This window comes from Undibacterium sp. Xuan67W (genome assembly GCF_049340165.1).
In the GTDB taxonomy this organism is placed as follows: Bacteria; Pseudomonadota; Gammaproteobacteria; order Burkholderiales; family Burkholderiaceae_D; genus Undibacterium.
Genome location: NZ_JBMPPN010000001.1, coordinates 340,540 through 365,768, shown reverse-complemented (window position 1 = coordinate 365,768; position 25,229 = coordinate 340,540). Strand labels below are relative to the sequence as shown.

The 25,229-nt window shown below is 49.5% G+C and carries 21 protein-coding genes and 1 other RNA gene; 14 read left to right on the top strand and 8 right to left on the bottom strand.

Annotation, left to right across the window (positions count from 1 at the left end):
* The first annotated feature begins 397 nt into the window (after window positions 1-397).
* Complete coding sequence (gene ubiD / locus ACO0LE_RS01645) at window positions 398-1,882, top strand: 4-hydroxy-3-polyprenylbenzoate decarboxylase (protein WP_422958670.1); 1,485 nt, start codon at window positions 398-400, stop codon at window positions 1,880-1,882.
* A 340-nt stretch (window positions 1,883-2,222) separates the two neighbouring features.
* On the opposite strand, the gene ACO0LE_RS01640 is transcribed toward ubiD, so the two are convergent.
* Complete coding sequence (locus ACO0LE_RS01640) at window positions 2,223-2,795, bottom strand: hypothetical protein (protein ID WP_422958669.1); 573 nt, start codon at window positions 2,793-2,795, stop codon at window positions 2,223-2,225.
* 131 nt (window positions 2,796-2,926) lie between these two features.
* Here ACO0LE_RS01640 and ACO0LE_RS01635 point away from each other — a divergent pair, with 131 nt between their 5' ends.
* Window positions 2,927-3,583 carry a glutathione S-transferase gene (locus tag ACO0LE_RS01635; protein WP_422958668.1) on the top strand — a complete coding sequence of 219 codons (657 nt, stop codon included), beginning with the start codon at window positions 2,927-2,929 and terminating at the stop codon, window positions 3,581-3,583.
* A 398-nt stretch (window positions 3,584-3,981) separates the two neighbouring features.
* Here ACO0LE_RS01635 and ACO0LE_RS01630 read toward each other — a convergent pair whose 3' ends face one another.
* The 3 genes from ACO0LE_RS01630 to ACO0LE_RS01620 all read right to left on the bottom strand — a co-directional run bounded on the left by ACO0LE_RS01630 (window position 3,982) and on the right by ACO0LE_RS01620 (window position 9,325).
* On the bottom strand, window positions 3,982-4,566 hold the full coding sequence (locus ACO0LE_RS01630) for a LysE family translocator (protein ID WP_422958692.1): 585 nt from the start codon (window positions 4,564-4,566) through the stop codon (window positions 3,982-3,984).
* A gap of 265 nt (window positions 4,567-4,831) precedes the next feature.
* Window positions 4,832-8,401: an ABC transporter permease/M1 family aminopeptidase gene (locus ACO0LE_RS01625; RefSeq protein ID WP_422958667.1), complete on the bottom strand. Its 3,570-nt coding sequence runs from the start codon at window positions 8,399-8,401 to the stop codon at window positions 4,832-4,834.
* 9 nt (window positions 8,402-8,410) lie between these two features.
* The gene (locus tag ACO0LE_RS01620) at window positions 8,411-9,325 is read right to left on the bottom strand and encodes an ABC transporter ATP-binding protein (RefSeq protein ID WP_422958666.1); all 915 of its coding nucleotides are present in this window, start codon (window positions 9,323-9,325) and stop codon (window positions 8,411-8,413) included.
* A gap of 483 nt (window positions 9,326-9,808) precedes the next feature.
* Between ACO0LE_RS01620 and ffs the strand changes: the two genes are divergently transcribed.
* Window positions 9,809-9,907, top strand: an RNA gene (ffs, locus tag ACO0LE_RS01615) — signal recognition particle sRNA small type.
* Between the two features lie 191 nt (window positions 9,908-10,098).
* Window positions 10,099-10,560 (top strand): cache domain-containing protein, encoded by a 462-nt coding sequence (locus ACO0LE_RS01610; RefSeq protein ID WP_422958665.1) that lies wholly within the window; start codon window positions 10,099-10,101, stop codon window positions 10,558-10,560.
* 136 nt (window positions 10,561-10,696) lie between these two features.
* Here the strand turns inward: ACO0LE_RS01610 and ACO0LE_RS01605 are convergent, their stop codons facing one another.
* Window positions 10,697-11,212, bottom strand: a complete 516-nt coding sequence (locus ACO0LE_RS01605) for a MarR family winged helix-turn-helix transcriptional regulator (protein WP_422958664.1) — start codon at window positions 11,210-11,212, stop codon at window positions 10,697-10,699.
* Between the two features lie 210 nt (window positions 11,213-11,422).
* On the opposite strand from ACO0LE_RS01605, the gene ACO0LE_RS01600 reads away from it, so the two are divergent.
* The 6 genes from ACO0LE_RS01600 to ACO0LE_RS01575 all read left to right on the top strand — a co-directional run bounded on the left by ACO0LE_RS01600 (window position 11,423) and on the right by ACO0LE_RS01575 (window position 19,329).
* On the top strand, window positions 11,423-12,682 hold the full coding sequence (locus ACO0LE_RS01600; protein WP_422958663.1) for a flavin-dependent oxidoreductase: 1,260 nt from the start codon (window positions 11,423-11,425) through the stop codon (window positions 12,680-12,682).
* Window positions 12,683-12,772: 90 nt separating this feature from the next.
* A complete protein-coding gene (locus ACO0LE_RS01595; RefSeq protein WP_422958662.1) occupies window positions 12,773-13,075 on the top strand; it encodes a DUF1330 domain-containing protein in 303 nt (100 codons plus the stop codon).
* 82 nt (window positions 13,076-13,157) lie between these two features.
* The gene (locus ACO0LE_RS01590) at window positions 13,158-14,519 is read left to right on the top strand and encodes an MFS transporter (RefSeq protein ID WP_422958661.1); all 1,362 of its coding nucleotides are present in this window, start codon (window positions 13,158-13,160) and stop codon (window positions 14,517-14,519) included.
* Between the two features lie 739 nt (window positions 14,520-15,258).
* Window positions 15,259-16,488, top strand: a complete 1,230-nt coding sequence (locus ACO0LE_RS01585; protein WP_422958660.1) for an MGDG synthase family glycosyltransferase — start codon at window positions 15,259-15,261, stop codon at window positions 16,486-16,488.
* Window positions 16,485-17,066, top strand: coding sequence for a hypothetical protein (locus ACO0LE_RS01580; protein WP_422958659.1), 582 nt, complete (start codon window positions 16,485-16,487; stop codon window positions 17,064-17,066). Before ACO0LE_RS01585 ends, ACO0LE_RS01580 begins: the two co-directional genes overlap by 4 nt.
* Window positions 17,067-17,511: 445 nt before the next feature.
* Window positions 17,512-19,329, top strand: a complete 1,818-nt coding sequence (locus tag ACO0LE_RS01575) for a diguanylate cyclase (RefSeq protein WP_422958658.1) — start codon at window positions 17,512-17,514, stop codon at window positions 19,327-19,329.
* Between the two features lie 181 nt (window positions 19,330-19,510).
* On the opposite strand, the gene ACO0LE_RS01570 is transcribed toward ACO0LE_RS01575, so the two are convergent.
* A complete protein-coding gene (locus tag ACO0LE_RS01570; RefSeq protein WP_422958657.1) occupies window positions 19,511-20,389 on the bottom strand; it encodes an MBL fold metallo-hydrolase in 879 nt (292 codons plus the stop codon).
* 63 nt (window positions 20,390-20,452) lie between these two features.
* A complete protein-coding gene (locus tag ACO0LE_RS01565; protein WP_422958656.1) occupies window positions 20,453-21,100 on the bottom strand; it encodes a DsbA family protein in 648 nt (215 codons plus the stop codon).
* Window positions 21,101-21,235: 135 nt separating this feature from the next.
* Here ACO0LE_RS01565 and ACO0LE_RS01560 point away from each other — a divergent pair, with 135 nt between their 5' ends.
* Both ACO0LE_RS01560 and ACO0LE_RS01555 read left to right on the top strand, forming a co-directional pair.
* Window positions 21,236-21,643, top strand: coding sequence for a LysR family transcriptional regulator (locus tag ACO0LE_RS01560; protein WP_422958655.1), 408 nt, complete (start codon window positions 21,236-21,238; stop codon window positions 21,641-21,643).
* Window positions 21,562-22,134 (top strand): substrate binding domain-containing protein, encoded by a 573-nt coding sequence (locus ACO0LE_RS01555; protein WP_422958654.1) that lies wholly within the window; start codon window positions 21,562-21,564, stop codon window positions 22,132-22,134. The genes ACO0LE_RS01560 and ACO0LE_RS01555 overlap by 82 nt, the downstream gene beginning before the upstream one ends.
* Window positions 22,135-22,171: 37 nt before the next feature.
* Here the strand turns inward: ACO0LE_RS01555 and ACO0LE_RS01550 are convergent, their stop codons facing one another.
* Window positions 22,172-22,957, bottom strand: coding sequence for an AraC family transcriptional regulator (locus ACO0LE_RS01550; protein WP_422958653.1), 786 nt, complete (start codon window positions 22,955-22,957; stop codon window positions 22,172-22,174).
* 121 nt (window positions 22,958-23,078) lie between these two features.
* On the opposite strand from ACO0LE_RS01550, the gene ACO0LE_RS01545 reads away from it, so the two are divergent.
* The gene (locus ACO0LE_RS01545; protein WP_422958652.1) at window positions 23,079-24,347 is read left to right on the top strand and encodes an MFS transporter; all 1,269 of its coding nucleotides are present in this window, start codon (window positions 23,079-23,081) and stop codon (window positions 24,345-24,347) included.
* A gap of 294 nt (window positions 24,348-24,641) precedes the next feature.
* Window positions 24,642-25,136 carry a ribonuclease E activity regulator RraA gene (rraA, locus tag ACO0LE_RS01540; protein ID WP_422958651.1) on the top strand — a complete coding sequence of 165 codons (495 nt, stop codon included), beginning with the start codon at window positions 24,642-24,644 and terminating at the stop codon, window positions 25,134-25,136.
* The last annotated feature ends 93 nt before the right edge of the window (window positions 25,137-25,229 follow it).

Here is a 25,229-nt window from a genome sequence, read left to right as displayed (position 1 = left end):
GATCAAAAAGACGCCGGAGTTATTTGTCTGTTGAGCTTTATGTAACTCAACTTAGGGTGGGAGATTCGTAATCTCGCTTGTGACAAACAACTATTTTCGGGTCAAGGCAGTCGCCTTTTGAAAACAATCCTTACAATGTTATGTGGGGCCCGATCCCCGTGAATGATGTTACCTTTTGGCGTTGCAATCTTTGTTCGACTGCGCCGGAGTTCTAGCCTCTTCATCAAGTTGGGCGAATTGTAGGGTCGGTTTTATATCAAGTCAATACTATAGAAATTGGTTGTCATTACTTTTAAATCTAGAAATTTCTGCTGCGTCGCAGCAAAGTACAATGAAATCAAGTACTTGCCGAATTTATTTGCTTTATTAAGTTCAAACTCATAAAAAGCTAAAAAACATGAAATATGCAGATTTACGGGATTTTATTTCTCAACTTCAACAACAAAATGAATTAAAACAAATAGTTACGCCTGTTTCACCGTATCTGGAGATGACAGAGATCTGCGATCGCACCTTGCGCGCAGAAGGACCGGCGCTTTTATTTACCAAGCCAACTGGTCATTCAATACCGGTACTTGGCAATTTATTTGGTACGCCGCACCGGGTCGCGATGGGGATGGGCGCCGACAATATCAGCGAGCTGCGCAAAATCGGGCATGTGCTGTCGTCTTTAAAAGAGCCGGAACCACCGAAGGGTTTTAAAGATATTCTCGGGCTCGGTTCTCTCGTCAAAGCCGTATGGGACATGGCACCAAAAGAGGTGCGTGGTGCGAAGTGCCAGGAAATCGTCTGGGAAGGCAACGATGTCGATCTGGCGAAACTGCCGATCCAGCATTGCTGGCCGGGTGACGTGGCGCCTTTAATTACCTGGGGTCTGGTGATTACCAAGGGGCCATATAAGAAGCGGCAAAATCTGGGTATCTACAGACAGCAGGTCTTAGGTCGCAACAAGGTCATCATGCGCTGGCTGGCTCATCGTGGCGGCGCGCTTGATTTTCGTGAGCATGGTATCGTCAATAAAGGGCAGCCTTATCCGATTGCTGTCGCACTTGGCGCTGATCCCGCGACTATTCTTGGTGCCGTCACACCAGTGCCGGATAGCTTGTCGGAATATCAATTCGCGGGACTCTTGCGCGGTAGCCGTACCGAGCTGGTCAAAGCCATCGGCAGCGAATTACGGGTGCCTGCCAGTGCTGAGATTGTGCTGGAGGGGCATATACATCCGGACGAATCGCATCCGACCGGCTACGAGCACGCGCTCGAAGGTCCTTACGGCGATCACACTGGTTACTATAATGAGCAAGACAGTTTTCCCGTGTTCACGATAGACCGCATCACGATGCGTTGTGACCCTATCTATCACTCAACTTATACGGGTAAGCCACCGGATGAGCCTGCCGTGCTCGGTGTGGCGCTCAATGAAGTCTTTATCCCTTTGCTGCAAAAACAGTTCAGCGAAATCACTGATTTCTATTTGCCACCCGAGGGCTGTAGCTACCGCATGGCCGTAGTGCAGATCAAAAAAGCCTATGCAGGTCATGCCAAGCGCGTCATGTTTGGCGTCTGGAGCTTTTTACGCCAGTTTATGTATACCAAATTCATTATCGTCGTGGACGAGGACGTGAATATCCGTGACTGGAAAGAAGTGATCTGGGCGATAACAACCCGGGTTGATCCTCTGCGTGATACCACGCTCGTCGACAATACGCCGATCGACTATCTGGACTTTGCCTCGCCAGTCAGCGGTCTGGGCAGCAAAATGGGTCTGGATGCGACCAATAAATGGCCGGGTGAAACCAGCCGCGAGTGGGGGACAACGATCCAGATGACGTCAGAAGTCAAGGCGCGCGTTGATGCGATCTGGCAGGAGTTAGGTATCTAGAAGTTAAATACGATCTATATAGTATTTTAGGACTGACGCAAAGCGGAGGGCTACAGACTGTCATTGACATGGCATTGGAAATTGGAAGGCCAGATGAAAAATCTCAAGATACCCCTCAAAACACCGGCACGGAGCTACTGAAGATGAACTAATAAGAGGCAAGTCAATCAGAGCATCTGTGCTTTTCTCTGCCTTTGAGTTTCCTCTGTGTCTCCGTGCCTCTGTGTTGAGGGGTTTGGTTTATTGCGTAACCCTTATCCAGGCGATGTGGGAAGCAGCCAACCCCATCAAACCGGCCTGCTCACGCAAAAGACTCCGTTCAATGATCCGGGATTGTCTATCAATGCCGGATCAAAGAGCTTCCCAAGCCCTGTAAAGGACCCAGAGGATTTTTCTCATCTTCCAATTGCTGGATATTGGATTTACCGCTCCAGAGCGTATACATCACCACGTCGTTCTGAATAATGATCAGCGCTGTAAATTGCCAGCCAGTGATCTCCACCTTGCGCTCAAAATTCAAAAAATCCTTAAAAAAACTCCCATAACGTTTTTTATCCAGATGTTTCTCTTCAATCTCATACGCGTAGCATGCAGTATGTGCAGCGAGGCAGGCGCGTACCTTAGGCGGAATCAGGCTGCTATTCGACGATTCACTGGCAAACAGGCGACGGTTGATATCCGCATGATTGAGCAAGGTGATATTCGGCGAGATTTTAGGATTGATGCTACGGCGGTGCAGATCGGCCAATGTGGTTTTTTCAGGAATAATGGTGGCAAATTCCTGCTCGCCGACCTGATAAGTAGCCCAGGGCAGATCCGAGCTTTGCTTGGAATTAGGTAATAAAGATTCGCAGGAACAGAGGCTCAAGGCGATGAGTGCAGCGCTGACGAAATGATATGTGCGAGATGCCATCGATTTGTCCCGATAAGTAAGCGAGGTAAGATTCGGAGATAATCCCCCAGACCAGCTTGCTTCCTATTTCATTGTATATAGCAATCGGCCGAATGCAATATTCTCTCAGTTTATAAGGAATGATCACCACGATGCTGTCGAATCACAAAGACCACTCAGTTAGCCCAGAAAAACCTCTGTTGTACAGTTTTCGCCGCTGTCCTTACGCAATTAGGGCCAGGCTCGCCATCAGGATGAGCGGCATCGAGGTACAGATACACGAAGTCAGCCTGCGTAATAAGCCACAAGCGATGCTCGACCACTCACCCAAAGGCACGGTGCCAGTTCTGGTGTTGCCTGGTGGCCGCGTGATTGATCAAAGTCTTGACATCATGTGCTGGGCACTGGCGCAACAATCAGCAGTACCATGCTTAACACCGGGCGGCAGCATACCTGCCGATGCGCAGGCATTGATACAGCAAAACGACAGCACGTTTAAACAAGATCTCGACCGCTATAAATATGCGGAACGATTTCCTGAGTATCCGGCGACGACATATCGTGAGAGGGCTGAAGTATTCCTGGATGTACTTGACCGTCGCCTGCAACAACATACCCACCTGACAGGCGCCCAATTAAGTATCGCCGATCTGGCAATCGCGCCGTTTGTCCGGCAATGCGCATTGGTAGACGCAGAATGGTTTTATGCCAGCCGATATAAGCACTTGATTGCATGGCTGGGTGCGATATTGCAGTCAGCGTTGTTTGATGCAGTGATGGAGAAGGTAATTACATCTTCAGCGACTTAGTATTTAGTAAGTCATTATGATTTAAATATAGAGTAATTTTTGAGCTTACTTTTACTCAATGAATATCTAAATTGTTTTTGATTTTTGGGCGAGGTTACGTTGCTGTTCATAAAATTGACAGTCATTCAACCTGCTTAGTGACTGTGTATTCCAGCCAGCAGTACGCAGAAACGACAAACTTTGCGGATTACTTTACGTTCTGTTGTGCTCTGATTTTTTTGGCATTGGAGCATATTTGATCACCAATGCAATAAACAAAGCGAAATCCATTCCTCAATATCCATGCGCCTCACAAGCCAAAAACACTCGCTAAGCCGCACCAGTCATGCGGATACGTTTTTAACTATTCTTTTTTACCAGCTTTAGCATCTGATCTGGCACCTCACTCAATATTTCACTCAGCGACTCACAATTAAACGCAACCCCAGTGCCACAAAGATTGTGCCAGCGATGCGATCCAGCCATTGTCCTGCCCGCGGATTGCGATTCAGCCACAAGCCTGCTGCGCCGGAAAAATAGCCGAGTAAGCCGAATAATACGGCGGCCTGTGCAGTAAATACCAGGCCGAGCTGGGCGGTTTGCCAGCTGACAGCGCCACGTTCTGCGATCACGAATTGCGGTAAAAAAGAGAGGAAGAACAACACAACTTTGGGGTTGATACTATTCGCGAAGAGACCTTTGGCAAACAGTTTGCTAAGTGATTCATCCGGTACGCCTGTCGTTGCCACTTGCGCGCTGCCGCGACTGCGTAAAGCCTGGATGCCGAGGTAAATCAAATACAGTCCGCCGCCGGTTTTGAGTGCGGTAAAAGCTAGTGGTGACGCTGCAATCAGCGCACTGATGCCAAGACTGGCAAGGATGGTATGGCTGATGCAGCCAAGTGCGCAGCCGAGGCCGAATACCATGCCTTGTGTGCGTCCGCGTGAGATGCCGACGCCGAGTACCATTAGATTGTCAGGGCCGGGCGATGCGGTAATTAACATAGCGGCGAGCAGGAAGCCAAAAAATTGTTCGGGAGCGAGTAACACAGGACACCTTGATTGTTCGGACGGAGGCTGTATGTTACCGCAGGCATACGAGGGCTGAAATAAAAAATGAGGCCACAGCTTGCGCCGTCGCCTCATTTTGTTACCGCTAACTACCAGGGATTGTCAGTAGAAGTGTTTGGTCAGATGGTCCATGTATGGTCTGTTACATGAAAATGATGCTGCGACCACTGACCTTAGCAATAACTATTCTTAGTAACAACTATTTGGCGGGCATCTCCACTTTGATCAGATTGTCTTCCGGTTTGCGGTCGATATATTTGTTATCTGGATCAATTCCGGCTTTGGCTGGTTCGCCTTTGACCAGTATGGTGTAGGAGACTTCCTTGCGGTCAATGAGTTTGCGTTCTCTGAATAAAGGTTTTCCGTCTTTGTCATCCACGCCGATATCGATCCAGTCATGCAGGGGTAGCTCTTTTTCTACACCGAGTTCATCGGCTTTTAACTTGTTGCTGCTTGCGGTCAGAGTGACTTCGTACTGACCGTTGCCAACAGATTTTGCACTTGCGGTCAGGGCGCGATTTTCGAATAACACAATGGACTCAAACAAATCGGTGATCAGCCCCTGTTTGTCCTCCGGTGTGACCTTGCGCAAGGCATCGACCAGTACTTTGCTACTTGGGTAAGGCGCACCTTGATTCGCATATTGGGCGATCACGTCGCGTAAGGCTGCATTGACTTTGTCCTGACCGATCTGATCCTGAAGCAGGTACATAACCAGACTGCCTTTTGCATAATGGATGTAGTCCTGATTTTCATTAAAAGCGATAGGCAATTCCTTCTTGCGCTCCCGGCTACGACCCATCAGATAACGATCCAGTTCGTACTTCAGGAACTTGCGCATTTTGTCTTTGCCGTAGGTCTTTTCCATCACCATTAGTGCAGAATATTGGGCCAGCGTCTCGACCAGGATCGTCGCGCCTTTGGTATTGCCCGAGACGACCTGATGTGCCCACCATTGATGTGCGACTTCATGCGCTGTCACATAAAAAGGATAGTCCAGATCTTTCGGATCCTGATCATCGACCTTGGCAATAAAGCCGATACTTTCAGAAAACGGAATTGTGTTCGGGAATGCCTGGGCAAAGCTCGCATAGCGCGGGAACTCAATGATACGCACCATTTTGTGCTGATAAGGGCCGAAGTTCTGGGTGTAGTAGGTGAGCGACTCCTGTACGCCTTTGATCATGCGGTCCAAATTGTATTCATGACCTTTTTGGTAATCGATCTCGATCGCAACATCGTTCCATTGCGCTTTCTTCACGCTGTACCGTGCTGACATAAAGGCGAAGAAGTTTAATACCGGTTTATCCGGCGCATAGTAGAAATAACGTCGGCCATTTTCGGTCCATTCCTTGATCAGTCTGCCCGGCGCAATCCCGATCTGATCTGCGCTGGTGGAGACGGTTGCGTCAAAGCGTATCCAGTCTGCGTCATTGGCGATATAGCTATTTGCCAGACCTTTAGGATCATCGCGGTCAGCCATTCTTTCTTTCTCTGGCAGGCCGTGTTTCTTGCGTTCTTTCTCATCGCTCAACTCAGCTCTTGATTGATAGCCGATACTCGGAAAACTGCCACTGTTAAAAAAAGTACCGTTGTGCAGGATATGGCTGTCGCTGCCCATGCCGGCAATCCCTTTCGGTGCAAATGCCAGTTCGATGTCGAGACCGAGTTTATCGCCTGCGTCTAGTGCCGGAGTAAGTTTGTAGCTATAAAACCCTTTCTTGTCCTGAATCATTGGCGTTGCCGTTCTGTCGAAATGCAGTTGCTTGACATCGATATCTTCTGCCTGCGAGATAAAAATTTCGCTGATCGCTGCCGTTCCTTTATTGACCAGTTGATAGCTGGCTTTGGCACTGGCAGTTCTTTGATCCGGAAAAATATCGACAGCGACCTTGATATCTGTAATGCGGGGTTGGGGCAGGGCTTCATATTTTTTATACTGTTTTTCATAGTTTGCCCTGTCAGCCTCACTGTCAAAGCTGCTCTGATAGTGATTAATGATATTCGTGTAATAGAACAATAAACCGCCGACGCCGGCAAACAACAGACTGCCTACCACCAGCACGGATGCGATCGCAGGCGTGACAGAGTGCCGTGCCAGGCGCAGTCGGTTACGCCATTCGACAGTGGTGCCGCGTACCCACATCAGCATCGCTATACCTAGCAATATCAAGGCCGCACCGCTCCAGTACAGCTGGTACCAGAATACCTGTGGCAAGTTGTGACCAAAACCGTCCATATCGGAGTAGCGCGCAGTCGGACCGCCGCCGTACATCACCATAGGATGCTCGATACCCAAAGACGGTAAGGCAATCGTTGCGATGTAATACGCGATCATGACAAAGTAACCGACGTACTTATTGTTGAGAATAACTTGCACCGCCACTGCCAGCACCGCAATCAGAGCGTAGGCTGGCCATTGCATCAGGAACAGATGTTCCAAGTACTGGCTTAACTCATAATGCGTATAGCCTTTCGCGGTCTGGATGATGATCCCGCATATCATCAGCACGAATAACAGGATGCCTTGCAAGCTGATAAGCGCCACCAGTTTTGACAGTAAAGGTAGCCAGTTCGGTACCGGCAGGGCATCGAGTAACTGAGCAATCCGCGCATCGCGTTCGCGCCACACCAGTTCCCCTGCATAGAAGGTCGTGATGATCAGCATGAACAGGCTAAAGCTGGTACCGAGCAAATCCAGTACTGCATAGGTGACCGGGTAAGTCGTCGTGCCATACATTTTGCTAAGTGCGTTCGAGAGTGAAAACATAAACATCACACCCGTCAGGGCGATGACGATGAAGTACACGTTTTTGACTGTTTCGCGCAGGTTCAGCCAGCATTGACTGATAAATAGCGACAAGAGATTGACTCCGCCATAATTCGGGGTGACGACAGGGATCTGAATCGATGCCGGTGCCACTTCTTTGGCGGCGATTTTCTTTTGCTTGCCGCCTGCGCTGATTGCCGCAAAATCAAAACGCCAGTAACAAAATACCATCGCGAGAATGCCGACAGCGCCCCAGATCAGGCGGTTATAGAGCAGCAGGCCTTGCAGAGGCACGATGCGGCTATTTTTATCTGCGATGCTCCAATATTCTGTGACACGGCTGATCGCACGTGAGCCGAAGGGGTCAATCAGCGCAGCCAGCGTTCTGTCATCAATGTCGCGGGCGAGGCCGCCAGCAACCAGGTAGCCAATCAGCAGGACCACACTTGACACATAGACCGGCAGCATGCGGCGATATAGGGCACCGAGTGTGAAGAAGAGCGCGCCGAAGATCATCAGATTCGGTATCAGCGAAGTAAAGTAGGGGGCAAGATAAGCTGCCGGAATCATCGTTCCCAGAAAATTTTTGCCCACGCCAGGCAAGTAGCAGCCCAGCCATGCACCCAGACTGATACTGGAAAAAATCAGAATCAACGTCAGCAACGCACCCATATAACGACCACCCAAATACTGAAGTTTACTGAGGGGGGCGCTGTAAAAAAAGTGCCAGATATTGTGTTCGGTATCTTGCTGGATCGCACGTCCCATCATCGCCGCGACGATCACCACGCCGAGATAGCCGAGAAAGGTCACTGTCTGTGAAATCGCCATCGGTGAATTGATATGCACCTTGCCGCCAAAATCAATCACGGCACCATCAAATACGCCACCCGCAGCGGCGATCCACAACATCGCCAGCGAGAAGAACATCAGAAAGTAGATGTAGGTAGAAATGCTGCGGGATTTTTGCCGCAGCTCAAACAAAATAATTGAGAGCATGATCGTTCCTTATGCTGCGCGTGCAGATGAGGTCGACGTTGCGGGTTGCTGCGCCAGCAGCGTTGCCATCGCTGAGAAATACACGTCTTCCAAATTGCCCTGGGCTTGGGTAAATCCATCACCCGGATGGTTATCCGCGTAGACATGTATCAGCGTGCGTCCTGAGGTCAGGCGACTGGAGATCACCTGGTATTGCGACTGGTAGGTAGCGAGCTCGCTTTTTTCGATGAAGCGTTTCCAGATTTTGCCCTGGATCTGATCGATGAGCTGTAAAGGCTGGCCTGTCAGGATCACTGAGCCCTGATTGATGACCGCCATGTGATTGCACAGATCGGCAACGTCCTCCACGATATGCGTCGACAGGATCACGATTTTGTCGCTACCGATATCCGATAACAGATTGTGAAAGCGCACACGTTCTTCCGGATCGAGACCCGCCGTCGGTTCGTCGACGATGATGAGTTTTGGATTACCCAATAAAGCCTGTGCGATACCGAAACGCTGGCGCATGCCGCCTGAGAAGCCGCCAACGTGTTTCGTTTTTACATTGAAGAGATTAGTTTGGTGTAGCAGGCCTTCGACTACTTCTTTACGCTGTTTGCGGTTGTCCAGTCCTTTGAGTATCGCAAAATGATCTAGTAAATCGTAGGCACTGACTTTTGGATACAAGCCAAAATCCTGCGGCAGATAGCCGAGCATGCGACGCACTTCATCTTTATGTGTCTTGATATCAATCGCATCCAGATGCGCCGTTCCTGAATCAGCATCCTGCAAGGTTGCCAGCGTACGCATCAGCGTCGATTTACCCGCACCGTTTGGCCCCAGTAAGCCGAACATGCCCGCCGGTATCGTCAGCGTAATATTGTTCAGAGCCTGTACACCGTTGCTGTATTGCTTGGATAAATTCTGTATGCGTAGTTCCATGACCATTCCTTATGGGAGCGTGATGACTTCGTGAGTTGAATGAATAAAAAGAAATTAAAAAAAATAAAATAGTGCTGTGAGATGGAAACGCGTTTAATCCCTAGTACTAGTTCAATGCGGATTACTACTGCGGATTAATCTAGTACGTAGTAATTCAGTCCATGTTGCATGCTGGACATAATAACAATAATGTTCAAATAGGCAATATATTTCGTTAATGCAATGCTGGTTTGCCTGCAACCCGTGATGTGAACGGAATACGAACCAAACTCGATGGTGACAATAAGCGTTAGAGTTTGTTTAAGCTATTGGCAAGTGACGAGACCGCCTCCAACGGGGACGAAATCCGTAAATCAAGGTATGAGATTTGATGCCGACCTGATGCCGCTGCGTCGAATGTTGGCTATTCGATCCGCTAAGTAAGATGCCAGAGGTGCAGAAATTGCCAGCACGAATTCGGTCTGATCAGTTATAATGCGATCTGGCGGGCCCCTGCGCATTGCGGCATGGCCAATCTGGTCAGGTCGGGAACGAAGCAGCCACAGTCATTTCCCGCAAGTGCCGCAGACCAGGCTCGCCTCTTTCTCTCAGGTCTTATCCTCCTAATTTGTTCTGTCGTTGTTCTGACAAACTTCTCTTCTTACAAAATTTGCCTGGCGACCGGCGTCGTGGCTTTGCGCCTCAGACCACTATTTACTTGCTTTCGACAATATTTATCTCTACTCTGATTTAGCTGTTCTTTATCCGGTATAAAACAACTAAAGGAGATACGAATGAAAATCTGGAGTCAGTTTTTACTATCCTGCGCCTTAAGTTTTGGCCTGTTGTCGTCATCGATTGCCGCAGATGACCGAGGCACTGCGGATCAGGATGTCGCTATGGTGAAAAAAGCGATTGCAGCGATTAAATCACAAGGTAAAGAAAAAGCCTTCGCAGAGTTCGCCAATACATCAAATAAAGATTTTCATGACCGCGATCTGTATATCATCGTCTACGACTTGAACGGCATCAATTTATCTCACGGAAATAATCCTAAAATGATGGGAAAAAATCTGATAGAGCTTAAAGCTGGAGATAAGTTTGTCGTCAAGGACATGATTGCCGTCGTTAAGGGCAAAGGTAGCGGCTGGGTTGATTATCAATGGCCGAATCCCATGAACAAGGTGTTAGAGAATAAATCGACCTATGTCGAAAAGGTCGATGACTATTTCGTCGGTTGTGGTGTGTATAAATAAACGCGCAATTAAATCAACAGGAATTGAAGCAAGCCATCCCGGCGCAGGTCGGGGTGGCTTTTATTTTATTGAGTTGATTTATGTGACCGTATTTAAAAGACTAAATTAAAAGACTTATTTAAATGGCGAATTAAATTTAAATATCAAATTTGGAAAGCCCATTCTTTGCGATTAACTCAAGGTCCGCTTTTAATTGACTGCTACGATCACCAACGATGCGTTGAATCCCTAAGTCATGTTCTTGCACTATTTTCGATATTTCACCTAACACTTTAGTGCCAGTCGGCGTAAGTGTGACTCCCCACGCGCGAGCATCGGCATCGTCATCATGCCTCTCTACCCACCCGCGATCAGACAGCCAGGCAACGAGTCTTAATGCGCCGCTACGATGGAGTCCTAACGCCTCAGCCAGCTGGGTTTGACGCATACTTTTATTTTCTGCGATCAAGACCAACGCCGCAAAACGTTGGGGACTGATTTCGTAATCTGCCGTTGCTCGATAAAAATCCACAAACAAAGTATTTTGCGCTCGCCGCAGCGCAAATCCGAGCAAGTTATCCAAGATGCCGTATTCAAGACTGGGAATCCTTAGCAAAGGTCGTTCTTGATTTAGGGCGATATCGGGCGTTTCAGTATCTTTTTTCTTTTTCATCACTTGCTGAATTATTGAAAAGTATCGTTTTTGAGTCACTTGGCTCAACAGTGCAATGAAGCATCATATCCGAGTTCCTCCTATGAAGCGGCAAATTTTCTCTTCCTAATCTCGTCCTTTTACGCCAAAATTTCAATAAATTATTGTTGCATAGTGCAACAATATGATCTACGATAAATCGAAATCATCAAAAAAATAATGGAGACTTAAATGACGCAAGACCTGACGCAAAAGTTAAAAATTTTGATTTCTGGTGGGGGTATTGGTGGGCTTTGCACTGCGCTTGCGCTGCATGCGAAGGGGCATCATGTGACGCTATGCGAAGCGACAGAAATCCTGAAGCCGCTTGGTGTCGGCATCAATGTATTGCCGCATGCCGTCGCCGTACTAGACGAGATCGGTGTGCTTGATGAGCTCAAAGAAATCGCGGTAGAAACTTCCGCGCTCATCTTTGCTAATCGCCATGGACAGACCATATACAAAGACCCTCGCGGTACACCAGCAGGCTATTCTCACCCGCAATTAAGTATCCACCGCGGTCAACTACAAATGTATCTGTGGGCAGAAGCAGTGAAGCGCATCGGGCCACAGCATCTCTATCTCGGACAAAAAATCCGGTCCGTGACGCAAAGTGCCGAACAGATAACCGCCACAGCAATTTTGCCCAACGGGGATGAAGTCGAACATACCGCCGACTTTCTCATCGCAGCGGATGGCATCCATTCCGCCATTCGTAAGCAGTTTTACCCAGATGAAGGAGCGCCAAAGTGGAATGGCATGATGATGTGGCGTGGAACCAGCCGGGTCAAACCGTTTCTTGATGGCCGATCAATGGTTCAAGCGGGTCATCGTCGCGCCAAATTTGTGGTGTACCCGATTGAAGAACCAAGCTCAGATGGAACGCAGCTGATCAATTGGATTTGTGATCGGCGTCTTCGGGAAGATGGATTTGGTGGCGCCTTGACTGCGCCGTCGCGTGAGGATTGGAATCAAAAAGGCGACCTCAACGATCTGCTTCCTACATTTGGTGATTGGAAATTTGAATGGCTTGATGTCCCTGAGGTATTGCACGGGGCGACGCAACTGTTTGAATGGCCGATGGTGGACCGCGACCCTTTACCACGCTGGCGTCATGGCCGGGTGACGTTGCTCGGTGACGCAGCACATCCAATGTATCCGATCGGTTCGAATGGCGCAACACAGGCAATTTTAGATGCCAAGTGTATTGCAGATTCGCTTGACAGCACCTTAGCAGTCGAGGCGGCGCTTGATAAATACGAAGAGCAGCGGCGTCCGATGTGCGCTGACATTGTCCGTTTAAATCGTCAGGAAGGACTCGATGTGATTCTCGATGTGGTGGAGGAACGCTCACCGAACGGCTTTGCAAAGCTGGAGGATGTGATCGACCCTGAAGAGATCAAAGAAATCGTGATGACATACAAGAAGGCTGCCGGCCATCGCGTGGCGTGATGAGTATCAACCTGCCTCGATCCGCATGTGTTTCATTTTAAGACGGCAGGTGTATTGCTTTCATCAAAATTAATGAGGAGATCGTAAGGTATGAGTGAAGTGTTTGTCGTTGCAGAAATACGGATCACCAATCCCAAAAGCTATGCAGACTACCTGCCGCTATCAACGGCGAGTGTCGAAAAGTTTGGGGGGGAGTTTTTGGTCCGTGGTGGGCGCAGGGTTCAGAAAGAAGGGAGCGATGAGCTTCATGGTTCTCAGTGGCGAACCGTGATTGTGCGTTTTCCAGATGTTGACACGGCGAGCCGTTGGTATGACTCGCAGGATTACGAGACTGCCCGGACGATTCGTATTGCTAACTCAGATGGGAGATTGTTTTTTGTAGAAGGAATTTAATAGTACCAATGACCTTTGCAATGGATCATCCAGAATCCAGCAAGGCACAATAAATTAATAGCATAAAAATCAGGAGACAACCATGTTAAGTGCTTTAGAAACTGAAGGGCAGGGGAATGTAACGACCAATTTACCAGTGCAATCATTGATTAACGCGCATCCTTTTTCCAGATATCAGAGGGTGATCTTTGTGATCTGTTTCGCGATTGTATTATTGGATGGTTTTGATACTGCGGCGGCGGGGTTTCTGGCCGTATCGTTGCAACATGAATGGGGCATTACCAAACAGGCGCTTGCTCCTGTACTGAGTGCAGCACTGATTGGCTTATCTATCGGCTCATTATTAGCTGGCCCTATCGCCGACAAATATGGGCGCAAAATTGTCATCGGCATTTCAGTTGGTTTTTTTGGTTTTACCTGTCTCCTATCGGCTTTTGTCGATAGTCTGGATCAGCTAGTTTTTTTACGCCTGCTGACTGGACTTGGTTTGGGTGCGGCATTACCCAACGTCGTGACATTAATGAGTGAATTTTGTCCTGATAAAAGCCGGTCTTTTGTCACTAACGCTTTATTTTGTGGTTTTCCATTAGGTGCGGCATTAGGCGGATTCATTTCTGCGTGGATGATCCCTCATTGGGGCTGGCGCAGTGTATTGGTGGCGGGTGGATTGTTTCCAATCGTTTTATCCATCGTGGTCTTTGCGTTGATGCCCGAGTCTGTGAGGTTCATGGCGGCAGCCGGACGTTCGTCGAAAAAAATTGCCTACATACTTAGCAAAATAACCTCACGAGAAGTTCTTGAATCTGACTTTGTTGTCGCTGCTCCTGTCCCACATTCGATTACTGCGGGATTGTCCCTGATCCTTTCGCGACCTTACATCATTGGCACACTGATGCTGTGGCTGAGTTACTTCATGGGATTAATGATTTTCTATTCTCTGATTAATTGGATGCCTATCCTGCTCAAAGATACCGGCATACAACCTGCAAACGCCTCGTTGATCTCTGCGCTTTTTCCATTGGGTGGTGTCGGCGCGATATTTTTTGGCTGGCTAATGGATCGCTTCAACCCCAACATCGTTGTGGCGACTGGTTATGCTTTAACAGCCGTCCTTTTATACGTCATTGGTCATGTCTCTGACTCGGGTATCTATCTGATGTTATTCGTTTTTGCTGGCGGCATTATGATGAATATGTCGCAGGTATCACTCGCAGCTTTAGCCGCGGCGTTCTATCCAACACAAGCTAGAGTCACAGGTATTTCGTGGATGTTAGGCATCGGCAGGTTTGGTGGCGTTGCTGGGTCATTTTTAATCGCCGACTTAATGAGACGCAATTTCGACTTCGTTGGAATTCTGTCGTCATTGTCTTTGGCAGGGCTCATTGCCGCGATCGCATTGATCGTCAAGCAAGTATCAAGTAGGTCGACAAACAAGCCGGGATAACTTGGTTCTATATTTTCTTAAATCAACATTAATCTGTTTAGGTATCTTTTTTTGATTCTAATTTTGAGATTGTTGTCATTGTAAGTGAACGCCTTTCATTGAGATGAATGGCGTTCTACTTGCAGGTGGACTAACGCGAAAATTGAGTAATCAAGAGAATTTTTTTCGTTATTTGAACTGAAAATAGCATGCGAATAGTAGTCGGCCACGAGTAAAGAGAGGGGCTGATCAGATTGTGGCAGTATGAGGAACTGACAAAGGTTGATATCAACGACTTTCTTAAAGAACCTTAATGAAAGCGTACTTTGCAATGTTTACAAACAACTGCCTTATCTCTTGGAGGTTATGTTGCTTGGTGTGCGCAGGCACGCGGCATACCCTCTTAGTTCTGTCGCATCGGAGAGATGGTGGAGGAGCGCGGCCTTGTTGTTGATGACGCCAACTACTTTCCTGCTCAATTTGAGCAGCGGATATCCAAGTCCAATGGGGCAGGTTTTCTGTAATTCACACCAGACTTAACGGTAAATTTACGACAAAAACGCAACAGTATTTGCCCCTTAACTCTACTATCACACGCCTGACATATCTGCTCACTAGAATGCGGCGATCTCACTGATGTGCTTGATGACGTCTTCATTAAATCTTACCTGGAAACTTATTTGGGCGATTGCTTGGAGGCTTAATCAAGTGATCTCAGTGCTCAGCGCTATGCTTGATTCGACTACCGGAACAGTGACGTATGACTCAAAAAAAGATATTGCTGCTGAGCGTTTCTGCGGGCGCTGGGCATATGCGTGCTGCTGAGGCGATTCGTGCTTATTCGCTTGATCCTCGTTATCGGGTCGTTGCATATCATCTCGATGTGATGAATTATGTGACGGCGGGTTTTCGTAAAATCTATACCGATTTTTATCTCAAACTGATTAATAAAGCGCCGACCTTATGGGGATACCTGTATCAGGTGTCGCATGAGGCACAGGCTGACGGCACGATAGAGAAATTGCGGCGTGCTCTGGAGCGGCTCAATGCGCGGGCGCTTTTAAAAGAGATCGCCGCAGTCAATCCGGATGCGATTATCTGTACTCATTTTTTACCGGCAGAAATGCTGGCGCGGCTGCTACGCAAGCAGCGTTTGCATTGTCCGGTCTGGGTGCAGGTTACTGATTTTGACTTGCACAGGATGTGGGTGCATGAGGGAATGGCTGGGTATTTTGCGGCGAATGACGAGGTGGCTTTTCGCATGCGGGCGCAGGGGATTGCAGCAGATACGATCCATGTTACGGGTATTCCTATCATGCCGGACTTTGCACTGAGGCCGGACCGTGCAGCGGCGGCACGGCAGCTTGGTCTTGATGTCAGTAGAACGACTATTTTATTAATGGGCGGTGGCGCCGGTCTCGGTAGTCTTGAGCAGATTGCTGCACGTTTGTTACGCATCGCAGGCGACTTTCAATTAATCGCCATGGCAGGGAAAAATGATCGTGTGTACACAGCCCTGATGAATTTAGCGGTGCGATTTCCTGGGCGTCTTGTCGCGCAAAAGTACACCGATCATATCGAACAATGGATGGCATGCGCCGATTTGGTGGTGACCAAACCCGGCGGTCTGACCTCCTCAGAATGTCTGGCGATGGGTTTGCCGATGATCGTCAACGCACCGATCCCAGGACAGGAGGAGCGCAATGCCGATTATTTGCTAGAGCAGGGTGTGGCTTTAAAGGCCTTCGATGAGGTCACGCTGGAATATCGTGTGCGCTACCTGCTGGAACATCCCGAAAAACTGCATGAGATGCGGATTAAGGCGGTGGCGCTTGGGCGTGCCGATGCTGCATGCAGGGTGCTGGAACAGGTGTGTCACTCTGGTTCCTCGTCACATTGTAGCGACATAGATGTGTTGCCAGCGATGGGTCCAACAATGCAATCAACAACGCAGCCGATAATGCCACCGACAAACGTGCCAACATTATGATTGACAACATCGCGATGAACGAACACATACGGTCCAAGTCGTCCAAATCTCAACGCAGCTTGCAAGCGGAGTCTGACATTGTGCCAGTCTGGCGGCGGCTGATCGTACTGCTGACCTGGGTTGCTTTACTTGCCTTATTTTTTGCCCAGACCGAGATACAGATCGAGGGCAGTGCCGGATGGGGGGCGAATCTGCCGACCTGGCGTATAGAAAAGCATTGGTTACTTGATATCTTTTGGGGCGGTCGTGCTATGACGGGATATCACGCCTGGGTATTTCCGTTTATCTCGCTGGTGTTCCATTTTCCATTGTTCTTTTTCCATACTTGGACGATGAAGCTGGAGGCAAGGGCGCTGGCCAGCATCATGAGTTTTTGGATCATGGAGGATTTTTTATGGTTTGTGCTGAATCCTGCATTTGGCCTGGCGCGCTTTGATCCGGCATACATTCCGTGGCACAAGCACTGGCTCTGGTGCGTGCCGACAGATTACTGGACTTTTTTAACACTCGCGTGTGGCCTGTTCTGGTTTTCTTATTTTTCTGCTACGAGAGGCGAGAAAAAGGTTAACGAGGTGTGACCGAGCTGGGGATTATTAGAAGTTCCCAATAGGATGCCTCTAAAAACTCTTTAATCTATATTTTGTAGAACGGCTTACTTCTGTCTTTTCTCCATGTCTCTGTGCCTGTGTGCCTCTGTGGTGAAATGTCTTGGTTTTTGCATAAGTCCTAAATAGGATTTTTGAATTTGAAGGTTTTTAACCGTTCCCTGCATTGAATCCGCAGGCTGTATGCGGCTTTCAAAGGCATTTCGTGCCAGCAGGCGCACTCAGCTTGCGGATTCATCTTAATATCGATATGCCACGGAGCCTCTTTTTCCAATCTTTTCTTCGTGTCTCAGTACTGCCATGTCAGCGTGGTGTTCCCGCATCTTTTTTGAGTGATTGTTTTTTTGATGTGCTACATTGGACTATGCTTGCCTGATTGAAATAGTCTGTCACAGTTAATTCGATCAGTCATGTCTGAATGGATAGCTTCCTTGCACTGAAGGCGATGACTACTATGCGACTAAAGAGCACTTCGCTGTTACGTATTCTCTTGATCCCTTTCCTGATCCTGATGCTGATACTGGCAGGTATCATTACGTCCGTTTTGTATCGCGCCGGGGAGGAAACGACTGATGCCGTCGCCCAAAAAACCCTGGATGTGATCAGTTCGCGGATTAATGCCGTCAGCGAAAAACAGCTCGCGAGCGCCTACGTCATTCTGAATTCGATTGCGCCGAATTCTATTCATTCTAAAGACAATAACTTTCGTCTGGATCTGGCTTTTCCTAAAGATTTGCTCAAGATAGAAGAGCGGCTGTGGAGTGCGACGGGCTTGTTTCCTGATATTAATCAACTCGCGTATTTCGGTGCAGAAGATGGTGGTTTTGTTAGTGTCAGGCGCATGGTCGATGAGGGACGAGTTGAGGCGCGTTATCGTCAGCCCGGTGCAACCCAAAGTGACGTCTACAGCATGTCAGCACCGAATAAAAAAATCGCTTTACTCAGAAGTGATCAGTTCGATCCCAGAGTACGCCCTTGGTATAAAAATGCCGTCGCAAAAAACAAGGCAGCATGGTCAGCGGTCTACATTGATTTTACCAAGCGCGAACCACTGTTGACACTGTCCAAGCCCCTTTATGCGAGTGACGTCGACAGTGCCCAAGGCGAAAAGCTACTCGGCGTACTCGCGACTGACGTGTCGCTCAAGCAGATCACCGCAGCATTGCAGCAGATGGCGATGCCGGATGGCAGTATCGCTTTTATTGTCGAGCGTTCCGGTGAGCTGGTAGCGACGTCGTTGAGTGAATTGCCTTATGTCCGTGTCAGCGATACAGCGTTGAAGCGTCAGTTCGCTTCCGAAAGCGTCTCGCCCCTGATGCGCAATGTGTTCAATCATGTGCAGCAAAAAGTCATGCCACAAATGTCGGACCGTCTGCGGGATGGTGTAACAGATGAGGCGCCTGTGATTGACATTATTAGTACCCCCCAAGGGATGGTGCAGATTGCCGTTGGCCGCCTGATCGATCCGGCGGGACTGGAGTGGATCACCATTGTCGCAGTGCCGAGAGCGGCGATCCGTACCGAGATGCGTGGTCTGACCATCGGTAGTCTGGGCGTTGCTCTGAGTGCGATACTTGGTGCCTTATTACTCGGCTATCTGATCCTGCGCTGGACTATGGTCGATATCCGTAAACTCACCGAGGCAGCACGGCGGGTCGGTAGCGGTGAGCCAGTCAGGGATATCGATATTCAGCGGCGCGACGAGATCGGCGTCTTGGCGGAGAGTTTGCAAGAAATGCAGCATAGCCTGCGTACCGACAGCCTCACGCATCTCTTGAACCGCGATACCTTTATTTCGCAGATCGACTTCACCCGGCGCCGCTCCACGGATTTAAAAAATTTGCGCTTTGCATTGCTTTTCATTGACCTTGATCACTTTAAAAAAATCAATGATGAGCACGGGCATGAGGCGGGCGATATCGTATTGATTGAGATAGCGAGACGACTGGAGTCCGCGATCAGGAAAGAAGATGCTGCAGCGCGTTTCGGCGGTGACGAGTTTGTCGTCTATCTGCATGGTGTCGCACAGCGTGATCAGGCGAATCAATTAGTCGAAAAATTACGTCAGGCAATCGAAGCACCGGTCCGGCTCAAAGAAGGCGTTACAGGTATTGTCGGTGCATCAATTGGGTTGGCATTGTATCCGGAAGATGGTCTGGATATGGATAGTCTGCTACGGGCATCGGACTTGCGTATGTTTGAAGAAAAAAGTCGTCGCAAAGCGAGAGCACGCTGATGCTGTGAATGCTTTTTCGCAGGTGGGAGTGGCCGTGTGAGTGGGAATGGGAGATGAAGTAGCGAATGATTCCGCTACTTCACTATCTCAGCAACTCAGCAACTCAGCAACTCAGCATATTAGTATCAGTACCTCAATATCTAGACTTTAACATCCAGACCTCAGTGTCTAGTCCTAACGATCACCACTTCATTTCACCCTTGCTTACTTTTGCACCCAGATCCAGTGCGATGCCCAGGCCTGCGTTCGGGTAGGCTTTTTTCATACGGTCAATCAGTGCCGCGGCATTTTTACTTTGATCAAATTCCTGTTCAAATTTTTTCAAATAGTCGCGTGTATAGATCAGTTGTGAGGCATCAAGTTTTGCACCGGATTTGAGGTGGCCCGGTACTACCGTACTTGCTTGCAGCGACAGCATTTGATCCAGTGACTTGACCCAGTTAGCACGGGCTTCTTTTTGTGCGGTGTCTGCGGTCCAGACATGCAAACCGGCAAATGTTGTGACACCGCCAGCGATCGCTTTGATCGATGGGATCCAGACATAGTGCTTGTAGTCTTCCGGTGCATCGTAGCCGACTAATTCGAGTTTTTTGCCTTCCAGGTCGATGCTGCTGGCTGTCCATACCTCAGGGATGACGGGTGTTTTAGGTCCGTTTACACCTAACTGCGGCCCCCATACCTGCAGTTTCTTTTGCAGATTTGCCTTGATGTGATCGACCGTGCCAGCGCTGGCGACGATTTTTGCGTCAGGAAAAATTTCCTTGATAACTTCTGCGCCGAAATAATAATCAGGATCTGCCTGGCTGATATAAACGGTGTTCAGATGCTTGCCGCTTTCTAATACCATCGCTGCAACCCGTAAAGCATTGGCGCGTGTGAATTGTGTATCCAGTAAGACGGCTTCTTTTTCGCCGGTGACCAGCACCGAACTGACATAGAAGCCGCTTTCTTCGGCGCTGAATACTTTTAATTCCAGTGGTTTGTTTTGTGCGACGCTGCTACCCGCGATTGTCATGCCAAGCAGGGCTGGAGTGGCGAATGTCAACAGAGATTTTTTCATACGATGTCTTTCTTGATGATGTGGTTGGTCGGGTACGTCTGCTACTGCTAAGGGTAAAAAAAACTAACTCGGGCGTTTGAGAATTGTGTCGATCTGTGCCAGTAGCTGCTCAGGATGCTGATAGGCGTGGCTGTGATTCAGATGCGTTTTGATGCCATCGGCTTCTAGGACGAAATTCGGAAAACCACTTGCACCGAATGCATTCAGATAAGCCATGGCGGTATTGACGTGCTGAGGCAGCGCCGTCAATGCCTGTGCGTAATGGGATGCAAATGTCGTGGGAGTAATGCTGAGCTGCTCGGCCAGCGTCGCCAGTAGCGCGACATTGCTGACGTCTTGGCCGTCGACGTAGTGCGCCTTTTGTATTTGTTCCAGCATTGCGTGTGCCAATCGTGGCGCAAGCTCTTGTACCGCCATCACCGCTGCCGCAGGAGGAACTGAATGGTATTGCAAGGGATCTGCAGTTCTGACGCGGTTCAGATAGGCTTCTCCAAACGTCACGCCGGCCAGCGCAGCGATGCGCTGATCTGCTGCGACGATATGGTTGCGATAGGCAGGATCAATATTGGAAGGTGACGCAAACAACAAACCAGGGTGGAAGCGTATCGCTAGGTCGTCGCCAAAATATTGGCCGATTCTTTTTAGCAATGGACTGGCGGCATAGCACCAGCCGCAGAGCGGATCAACTATTGCGTGAAGCTTGACTGTCATGAGGGCTATCCTTTTTTTTTGAGGAGTGCTGCAAATCGAAGAAGTGATGCCATTGTAGGGAGTGCGTCGCGGCAGAAAAAGAGCGTATGATGCAAATCATCTTTCTGTTTTTCAGAACAATCAAGTCGATATTTTATGCAATTTGATCATTTGAGACGCATGGCCTTGTTTGCCGAGGTCGCACGTTACGGCTCGTTTTCTGCGGCTGCGAGAGCGCAGGATCTGGCGACCTCGGTTCTCAGTACGGCAGTCAGTCAGCTTGAAGACGAGCTGGGCGTGCGCTTATTGCACCGGACGACGCGACGGTTGTCGCTGACGGAAGTCGGTCAGGATTTTTATGCGAAATGTCAGGACATGCTGGCATCTGCCGATGCTGCGCAAGAACTGGTGGCGGAGCACTCAGGTGAAATTGCCGGACGCCTGCGGATCTCTGCCGCATCGGAGTTGCAGAGAAAATTATTTTGCCAGCGCTCGCACCTCTGGCGCGTACCCATCCCAAATTGTTATTGGACATCATGGTCGACGATCACATCGTCGACATGACCACGCAGTCGATTGATCTGGCAATCCGTTCTGGCTGGATGCGTGATTCGTCGCTGGTGGCCCGCAAGCTATCTGATTTGCACGAAGTGTTGGTCGCCTCTCCCGCGTATCTGTCGCACTACGGTGTCCCGGTTGCCCCCGACGATTTGCGTACACACCGGATTATTGGCCTGAGTCGCTTTGCGGATCCGACAACCCTGGCGTTTAAAAACGGGCAGGGAACGACTGCCCGGATCAACATGACACCGGGTGCAATGACCGATAGTGTGCGTATGCTGTGTGAGCTGGCACTTGAGGGATTCGGAGTGGCACGCCTGCCTAGCTATACGGTAAGGGATGCATTACAAAACGGACGTTTGCAAGTGCTGCTGACAGACTGGAGCTTGCCGGGAGCGGGTATCTTTGCGGTGACTTTAAAACGGAATCTGCAACCGAAAAAAGTCAGCGCGGCGATTGAGGCTTTGAGTCAATTTTTAACAAAATCATCGTGAGCGCGGAATTAAGCCGGGGTAGGGCGGTTTTGCCACATTAGCTCTTTTTAAAAAAAGCCGAAGGTGACTTGCCAAAGGTTTTTTTGAACATGGCAGAAAACGCCGACTGGCTGGTATAACCCAGCTCCGCTGCAACCCTGGATAAGGGCAAGCCGCCAGAGATTAAAGGTGCTGCTCGCGCCAGCCGCATTTGCTGACGCCAGGTGCCAAAACTCATCCCCAGATCCTGCTCAAATAAACGTGCCAGTGTCCGTGCTGAGGCGCCGACCTCCTTTGCAAAATCGTCTAGTGTCAGAGCCGATGCCGGATCGGCTATCAGTGCCAGACACAGGCTTTTCAGGCGCTTGTCGCGTGGCATGACGACATTCATCGGCAAGCTTTTTGCCAGACGCAATTCATCGAGTAAGACGGCAACCAGATGGTCTTCGCGCGGACCGGCCTGATCATGCTCACTCAGACTCATTACGAGTTCGCGCATCAGTGCCGAGACTTCCAGCACGACACACTGATCGCCATTGATTGGTACGGCATCCTGATGGACATAGATTGCCCGCAGACGTGCTTTTTCCAGAGTGCGTACCTCGTGCTCGACATTGGCCGGTATCCATATCGCCCGCAATGGTGGCACAAACCAGGTACTGTCTTTGGCGAATACCTGCATTACCCCATCGATCGCATAGGTTACCTGTCCCCAGGGATGCTGATGGGCGCGTAAGAGTTCATCGGCTTCCAGATCTCGCGCGACGACCCGTACTGGGCGCTCGATGCTGGGAAATAGCCTGGCAGGAGGGGCTTTCGTATTGGTCAGAGGTGATGTGCGCATGCTTGTCCATTTTGCGATAAAGATTGTCTTTTTATCTTAAATCAGACGGCGTAATATTGCTTACACTTTCTGTGTTAATTGTATTTATTCATTTCATTTATCAACACAGCAGGTACAAACAATGACAACAACGATGACGGCAGCACCGCCTGCAAATAATGTGAGGCAAGACGCTCTGGTGATCGGTCTGGTCGGACTGGCGCACAGCATCTCGCATTTTTTTCATTTGATACTGGCCCCTTTATTCCCCTGGATTAAAGAGGCGTTCAGCTTGTCCTATGCCGAGCTGGGGCTGTTGATGACGGTGTTTTTCATTGTGTCCGGTGTCGGTCAGGCTTTATCCGGTTTTGTGGTGGATAAACTCGGTGCGCGAGCCGTGCTGTTCTTTGGGGTGAGCTGTCTTGGTGTTTCTGCCCTGGCATTGTCAATGGCGCAAAATTATCCGATGCTGCTGGCGGGATCGATGCTGGCTGGGTTGGGTAATAGCGTATTTCATCCTTCCGATTACACCTTGCTGAACAAGCGGGTATCGACTGCGCGACTCGGTTATGCATTTTCTGTCCATGGCATTACCGGCAATCTGGGATGGGCGACAGCACCGGTATTTCTGATCAGTATTGCGGGTATCGCTGGATGGCGTAGCGCCTTGCTTGCAGCGGCTTTGCTACCCTTGATCGTGCTAGTCATTCTATTCATTTACCGCGATGCATTACGGACGGATGAGGTTGCGCAGCCTAACCGTGCCGCTACTCCGGCAAGCACAGTGAATCCGGCTGGCGTCATCAATAAAAATGAGGGAACGATGGACTTCATGCGCTTGCCCGCTGTCTGGATGTGTTTTGCTTTTTTCTTTATGACGGCGATGGCACTTGGCGGAATACAGAGCTTCGCTTCTGTCAGTTTACGTGAAGTGTATGGCATGTCGCTGGGCTGGGCGACGACGGCCTACACCGGTTATATGCTGGCATCGGCGGCGGGGATGCTGTGGGGCGGTTTTATCGCGGCGAAAACGACCCAGCATGACCGCACGATTACGGTTGCGTTTTCGGTAGCGGGCTGCTTTGCGCTGTTATTGGCGACAGGCTGGGTCAATGCCGCCTTGGCGGTGGTGCTGATGGCGGCGATTGGATTTGGTTCTGGCATTGCCGGACCGTCCCGCGATCTGCTGATCCGTGCCGCAGCACCGAAGAACGCCACGGGGCGCGTGTATGGCGTCGTGTATTCGGGACTTGATACCGGGCTTGCCTGTTCGCCTTTGTTGTTTGGTGCGGTCATGGATGCCCATCATCCTGGCTGGATTTTTATCTGCATCGGCGTGTTTCAGGTGATGGCGATTTTGACGGCGGTGAATGTGGGAGCGAATACCAAAGCCAGGGCGCTGGCGGTGTAAAGGCTTCTTTGCGGGCGGCATCATCGGATGAGTGTGAAACATTCAGGATCACTCAGGATGTACCTTGCCTCAGTTTCAGACCGGCTTGGCACAGCAGAAGATGGCTGGCGCTTGGATAAAAACAACTGGCTGGTTAGAATAGTCTGTGCAATGACATTGATGCTGATGATTTATATACTCCTCATTAGTATATTTTTATCGCGCACATAAAGCCTGCGGATAAAGCCCTGTTTTATGCAATTGGTAGGGGAGTATCGCTATTTCCTTTTTTTAAACACATTCTGAAAGAACGCCATGAGCCTGTTAACCTGCGATATCTGCGATGCCCATGAAGATCAAATTGCCAGCGGTGAGGTGCAAGTTTTTCCGCCGATGTTTATGAAATTTGGTCGTCACGCGCAATTCGCTGGCCGTGCCGTTACGCTGAAGCTGTTTGAAGAAAACGTCCTGGTACGCAACCAGTTAGAGACGCCAGGCAATGGCAATGTACTGGTGATTGATGGCGGCGGCAGTTTTCGCTGTGCGCTGGTCGGCGGCAATCTCGCCAAACTCGCTGAGCAAGACGGCTGGGCGGGTTTCGTCGTGAACGGTTGTATCCGCGATGTCGATGAGATCAACGCCTGCAACATCGGTGTCAGGGCGCTTGCTGCTTTTCCTGTAAAAAGTGCTAAACGGAATACAGGACAAGAGAATGTCCGCCTGCACTTTGCCGGTATCACGGTCAATCCCGGTGACTGGATTTATGCGGATACCGATGGTGTGCTGGTGTCGGCGGTGAAACTTGGATAATCCGTGATGCGCCCTCAATAAAAGGCAAGGTCAATCAGTAACTGTCTCTTAACATCGAAAATATACGTTTGTTTGCAAAAAGCGAGTGATTTT

Excerpts from the sequence above, each read along its gene's own strand:
- ACO0LE_RS01600 (WP_422958663.1), top strand. The coding sequence starts at position 11,423 with ATGACGCAAGACCTGACGCAAAAGTTAAAAATTTTGATTTCTGGTGGG.
- ACO0LE_RS01565 (WP_422958656.1), bottom strand. The coding sequence starts at position 21,100 with ATGACAGTCAAGCTTCACGCAATAGTTGATCCGCTCTGCGGCTGGTGC.
- ACO0LE_RS01590 (WP_422958661.1), top strand. The coding sequence starts at position 13,158 with ATGTTAAGTGCTTTAGAAACTGAAGGGCAGGGGAATGTAACGACCAAT.
- ACO0LE_RS01610 (WP_422958665.1), top strand. The coding sequence starts at position 10,099 with ATGAAAATCTGGAGTCAGTTTTTACTATCCTGCGCCTTAAGTTTTGGC.
- ACO0LE_RS01550 (WP_422958653.1), bottom strand. The coding sequence starts at position 22,957 with ATGCGCACATCACCTCTGACCAATACGAAAGCCCCTCCTGCCAGGCTA.
- ubiD (WP_422958670.1), top strand. The coding sequence starts at position 398 with ATGAAATATGCAGATTTACGGGATTTTATTTCTCAACTTCAACAACAA.
- ACO0LE_RS01575 (WP_422958658.1), top strand. The coding sequence starts at position 17,512 with ATGGATAGCTTCCTTGCACTGAAGGCGATGACTACTATGCGACTAAAG.
- ACO0LE_RS01620 (WP_422958666.1), bottom strand. The coding sequence starts at position 9,325 with ATGGAACTACGCATACAGAATTTATCCAAGCAATACAGCAACGGTGTA.
- ACO0LE_RS01560 (WP_422958655.1), top strand. The coding sequence starts at position 21,236 with ATGCAATTTGATCATTTGAGACGCATGGCCTTGTTTGCCGAGGTCGCA.
- ACO0LE_RS01640 (WP_422958669.1), bottom strand. The coding sequence starts at position 2,795 with ATGGCATCTCGCACATATCATTTCGTCAGCGCTGCACTCATCGCCTTG.
- ACO0LE_RS01630 (WP_422958692.1), bottom strand. The coding sequence starts at position 4,566 with ATGTTAATTACCGCATCGCCCGGCCCTGACAATCTAATGGTACTCGGC.
- ACO0LE_RS01635 (WP_422958668.1), top strand. The coding sequence starts at position 2,927 with ATGCTGTCGAATCACAAAGACCACTCAGTTAGCCCAGAAAAACCTCTG.
- ACO0LE_RS01585 (WP_422958660.1), top strand. The coding sequence starts at position 15,259 with ATGACTCAAAAAAAGATATTGCTGCTGAGCGTTTCTGCGGGCGCTGGG.
- ACO0LE_RS01605 (WP_422958664.1), bottom strand. The coding sequence starts at position 11,212 with ATGAAAAAGAAAAAAGATACTGAAACGCCCGATATCGCCCTAAATCAA.
- ACO0LE_RS01545 (WP_422958652.1), top strand. The coding sequence starts at position 23,079 with ATGACAACAACGATGACGGCAGCACCGCCTGCAAATAATGTGAGGCAA.
- ACO0LE_RS01625 (WP_422958667.1), bottom strand. The coding sequence starts at position 8,401 with ATGCTCTCAATTATTTTGTTTGAGCTGCGGCAAAAATCCCGCAGCATT.
- rraA (WP_422958651.1), top strand. The coding sequence starts at position 24,642 with ATGAGCCTGTTAACCTGCGATATCTGCGATGCCCATGAAGATCAAATT.
- ACO0LE_RS01580 (WP_422958659.1), top strand. The coding sequence starts at position 16,485 with ATGATTGACAACATCGCGATGAACGAACACATACGGTCCAAGTCGTCC.
- ACO0LE_RS01570 (WP_422958657.1), bottom strand. The coding sequence starts at position 20,389 with ATGAAAAAATCTCTGTTGACATTCGCCACTCCAGCCCTGCTTGGCATG.
- ACO0LE_RS01595 (WP_422958662.1), top strand. The coding sequence starts at position 12,773 with ATGAGTGAAGTGTTTGTCGTTGCAGAAATACGGATCACCAATCCCAAA.